Consider the following 4,856-nt stretch of genomic DNA (forward strand, 5'->3'; position numbering starts at 1 on the left):
AGCTGCGCGAGCTGCTGGACGGCAGCGGGATCGCGGTCTCAGGCGGGCGCCAGGCGGTGATCGAGGCGGCGGCCCGGCCGGTGGATTGGACGATGGCGGCGATCACCGGGGCGATCGGGCTGGAACCGACCCTGGCGTCGGTCCGCAACGGCGGCGCCATCGCCCTGGCGAACAAGGAGGCCCTGGTCTGCGCCGGCGACGTGATGCTGCGCGCGGTCGCCGATGCCGGCGCGACCCTGCTGCCGGTGGATTCCGAACATAACGCGATCTTCCAGTCGATGGCCGACCGCCAGGTAGACGGGATCGAGAAGATCGTGCTGACCGCCTCGGGCGGGCCGTTCCGCCGGGCCAGCCTGGCGGACATGGAAAAGGCCACCCCCGAGGCGGCGCTGCGCCACCCGACCTGGACCATGGGCGCCAAGATCACCATCGATTCGGCGACGATGTTCAACAAGGGGCTGGAGGTCATCGAGGCCGCGCGGCTGTTCGCCCTGACCGAGGACAGGATCGGCGTCGTGGTCCATCCCCAGTCGGTCGTGCACGGGCTGGTGCATTATACCGACGGCAGCATCGTGGCCCAGATGGGTTCGGCCGACATGCGCATCCCCATCGCCCATACGCTGGCCTGGCCCTGCCGCATGGCCACCACGTCGCCGCGCCTGGACCTGGCGGCGCTGGGCCGCATGGAGTTCGAGGAACCCGACGAGGCGCGCTTTCCCGCGCTGCGCCTGGCCCGCGAATCCTTGCGCGCGGGCGGCGCCGTCCCCACTATCCTGTCGGCGGCCAATGAAATCGCGGTCGAGGCGTTCCTCGGCGGCGCGATCGGCTTTCTGGATATTGCCCGGGTGGTCGAGGACGCGATGCAGGCGCTCGGTCATCAGGCGGCCGATTCGCTCGAGGCCGTGCTGCATTGGGACCAGGAGGCCCGGCGGACGGCGCGGCTGCGCACGGCGCAGCGCGCGGCCTGATCCGGGTTTCGGCCCCGAACATTACCAGGAGTACCCCCTTCATCATGCCCGAACTGCTTCGGACCGTCCTCGCCTTCGCCCTGGTGCTGGGAGTGCTGGTCTTCATCCACGAACTCGGCCACTACCTGGCCGCGCGCTGGCGGGGCGTGCATGTCGAGGTGTTCTCGATCGGTTTCGGGCGTCCGCTGCTGCGCTGGCACGACAGGGTCGGCACGGAATGGCGGCTCTGCCCGATTCCGCTGGGCGGCTACGTCAAGCCCCACGGTTTCGAAGGGCCGGACGAGGCGACGCCCGAGCAGATGGCGGCCTGGCAGCCCGGGCGCACCTTTCATGACAAGCCGGTGTTGTCCCGCACCATCGTGATCGCGGCGGGGCCGGTGTTCAATTTCCTGCTGGCGATCGTGCTGTTCGCCGGGTTGTTCGCCACCGTGGGCCGGCCGGAAATCCGCAATGTCGTGGGTCAGGTCGTGTCGGGCAGCGCCGCCGCCGCGGCCGGCATCCTGCCGCAGGACGTCATCGTGCGCATCGGCGCGCACAAGGTGGCCGACGTGGCCGGCATCCAGGCGGTGGTGGCGGCCGAGCCGGGGGTGAAGACCGACGTTACCGTCCATCGCGGCGGCCATGACGTCACCCTGCCCGTGACGATCGGCACGGTCGCGGGCGAATCGGGCGCGAGGCGCGGGCAATTGGGCGTGATGTTCACCGCCGCGGTCAGCCAGCGGCTGGGTCCGGTGGCGGCCGTGACCGCCGCGTTCGGGGAAACCTGGCGCCTGTCGGTCCAGACCCTGGCGGGGCTGTGGCAGATGCTGACCGGCCAGCACAGTGCCAAGGATCTGGGCGGTCCGCTGCGGATCGCGCAGATGTCGGGCCAGGTGGCCCAGTACGGGGTGGCCAGCCTGGTGTCGTTCATGGCGCTGCTGTCGATCAATCTTGGCCTGATCAACCTGCTGCCGATCCCGGTGCTGGATGGCGGCCGGCTGGTCTTCTACGGGCTGGAGGCCCTGCTGGGGCGGCCGGTGCCGCGCCAGGTGCGCGACATCAGCTTTCAGGCCGGCTTCGCGGTGATCGCCGGGCTGTTCCTGTTTTCGACGTTCAACGATCTGTCGCATTTCGGACTGTTCCGATGGGTCGCATCTCTGGCCGGATGATGCCATCATCGCGGATATGACGGAGGCGCTTGCGCGACGGGGGGGATTTCGGATACCTCCGCCGTACGGGCGCGAACGACCGTCGGTGCGGAGAATCCGCGCGCGGACGCCTATCGCCTACGGACCGCTGGTTTGGGGGAAGCCGATTTTGCCGACTAAACGTTCTACGCTTCTTGCGTCGGTTTGCCTCGTCCCTCTGTTCGTCGCCGGCACGGCCAAGGCACAGCCTCATTCCGCGCCGCGCGGGGCGGCGGTCGCCCGCGCGCCGTCCGGCGGGGTGATCGAAGCAATCCAGATCAGCGGCAACGACCGCATCGAAACCAGCACCGTCCTGTCCTATATGGTGGTGCAGCCGGGCGATCCGTTCAATCAGGACCAGTTGGACCGGTCGCTGAAGACCCTGTACGCCACCGGCCTGTTCCGCGATGTGACGCTGCATCGCGCGGGCAATGTGCTGCAGGTCCACGTGGTCGAGAACCCGATCGTCAACCGCATCGTCTTCGAGGGCAACCACGCCGCGAAGGACGAGGATTTGCGCAAGGTGATCGCGCTGCGTCCCCGCGCGGTCTTCTCGACCCAGATCACGGCCTCGGACCGGCAGAAGATCCTGGGCGTCTACGCCGAGAAGGCGCGTTACGCCGCCACGGTCACGCCGCAGATCATCCGCCTGTCGCATAACCGGGTCGACGTGGTGTTCCAGATCAACGAGGCCGAGCAGACCCTGGTCCGCAAGATTTCCTTCGTCGGCAACCATGCCTTCAGCGAGGCCAGGCTGGCGCAGGTGATCTCGTCCAAGGAAACGGCGTGGTACCGCTTCTTCTCCTCGGCGGACGAATATAATCCCGAACGCATCCGCTATGATGCCGAACTGCTGCGCCGCTTCTATCTGCGCAATGGCTTCGTCGACGCGCAGGTGCGCAACCAGACCGGCGAATTGTCGCCGGACCGCAAATCCTTCTACATCACCTTCACGATCGAGGAGGGGCCGCGCTACCGGCTTGGGCGGGTCAATATCCGTTCGTCGCTGCGCCATGTCAGCGCGGCGTCGCTGCGCCCCTATATCGAACTGTTCGCCCATCAATGGTATGACGGCAGCGCGGTGCAGCATAATGCGACCGATATGGAAGAGCGGCTGCAGGGCCAGGGCCACCCCTTCGCCATGGTCCGGCCCGAGATCGCCCGCAACCCCGAGAAGCGCATCGTCGACCTGCTGTTCGACGTCAGCGAAGGGCCGCGCGTCTATGTCGAACGGATCGACATCAACGGCAACACGATCACCCAGGACCAGGTGATCCGCCGGCAATTGCCGATGGCCGAAGGCGATCCGTACACCCCGACCGACAAGAAATATTCCAAGGCCATCCTGCAGGATCTGGGGTATTTCAGCTCGGTCTCGATCGACCAGAGCCCCGGCTCGGCGCCGGACCGGGTCGACGTGGCCGCCAACGTTGTGGAAAAGCCGACCGGCGAATTCTCACTGGGCGGCGGCTATTCGACCGATATCGGCGTGCTGGGCAATATCGGGCTGAAGCAGCACAACCTGCTGGGCTCGGGCGTGGATGCGGGCATTTCGGGTACCCTGGGCTATTACCAGCGCCAGGCCGACATTTCGGTCAGCGACCCGTATTTCCTGAACCGCAACCTGGTCGCCGGCATCGACATCTTCGGCATCCAGAACAACTATCAGACCTATCAGAACTATTCCGAAGGCCGGTACGGCTTCTCGCTGCGCATGGGCTATGCCTACAACAACCACCTGTCGCAGTCCTGGAGCTATACCCTGACGGACCGCCAGGTGAACAACGCCTACAGCGACGCGTCGTGGTACGTGCTGGACCAGACCGGCTGGTCGCTGCTGTCGCAGCTCAGCACCACGCTGACCTACGACACGCGTGACAACCGCATGTCGCCCCATTCCGGTTATGTCGTGCGGCTGGGCGGCGATTTCGCCGGCCTGGGCGGCGACGAGAAATATGTCCGCGGCAAGGTGGATACGGCCTACTACCTGCCGCTGGACGACCTGATGGGCAACCATGACTGGACGGTCGCCTTTACCGGCGGCGCGGGCGACATCGCCAACTGGGGCGGGCGCAGCGACATCATCGACAATTTCTATCTGGGCGGCAACACGCTGCGTGGCTTCCTGGATGGCGGCGCGGGTCCGCGCACCAAGGGCATCCCGGCCTATACCTGGCAGGGCGTGCAGTATCCGATGCACTCGCAGGAAGATTTCATCGGCGGGCGCTTCATCTACACCGCGTCGGCCACCGTCAATTTCCCGATGCCGCTGGCGGCGGACATGGGCATTCGCGGCCGCTACTTCGTCGATGCCGGCGGGCTGGACGGGCTGCGCGTGCCGCGGCGCTATACCGCCTATCCGCAGGATATGCCCCGCTATACGCCGGTCTATGGCGACACGCTGTCGCCGCGCGTCAGCACGGGTGTCGGCTTTTCATGGAAAAGCCCGTTCGGCCTGATCAACATCGATCTCGGCATCCCGGTCGTGAAACAGAGACATGACCGGACGCAGTTGCTCCGCTTTGGCTTTGGCCAGCAATTCTGAGGTGACAATGCTTTCTACCCGTGGGCTTCGTACCCGTGGCGTTTCCGCACTGGTCGCGGTCGTCGTGATGACCGGCGCCGGCCTGGCTTCGACCGGCGCGCTTGCCCAGGGGGCCTCGTCCTCGGGCGGGAATGCCGGCTGGTTCGTGCCCAAGACCGCGCAGCCGGCGGCGGCCCC

At 66.6% G+C, this 4,856-nt stretch carries 3 protein-coding genes; all 3 read left to right on the forward strand.

The window, feature by feature from the left end:
* On the forward strand, positions 1-968 hold a 968-nt coding region (gene dxr / locus HUK84_RS10540), incomplete at its 5' end, for a 1-deoxy-D-xylulose-5-phosphate reductoisomerase (protein ID WP_176640254.1).
* 44 nt (positions 969-1,012) lie between these two features.
* A complete protein-coding gene (rseP, locus tag HUK84_RS10545; RefSeq protein ID WP_176640255.1) occupies positions 1,013-2,116 on the forward strand; it encodes an RIP metalloprotease RseP in 1,104 nt (367 codons plus the stop codon).
* Positions 2,117-2,264: 148 nt separating this feature from the next.
* Positions 2,265-4,679, forward strand: a complete 2,415-nt coding sequence (gene bamA, locus HUK84_RS10550; RefSeq protein WP_246285604.1) for an outer membrane protein assembly factor BamA — start codon at positions 2,265-2,267, stop codon at positions 4,677-4,679.
* Positions 4,680-4,856 lie beyond the last annotated feature (177 nt).

This window comes from Nguyenibacter vanlangensis (assembly GCF_013376155.1).
Taxonomy (GTDB): domain Bacteria; phylum Pseudomonadota; class Alphaproteobacteria; order Acetobacterales; family Acetobacteraceae; genus Gluconacetobacter; species Gluconacetobacter vanlangensis.

Coding starts and splice junctions, on each gene's coding strand:
- rseP (WP_176640255.1), top strand. CDS start 1,013: ATGCCCGAACTGCTTCGGACCGTCCTCGCCTTCGCCCTGGTGCTGGGA.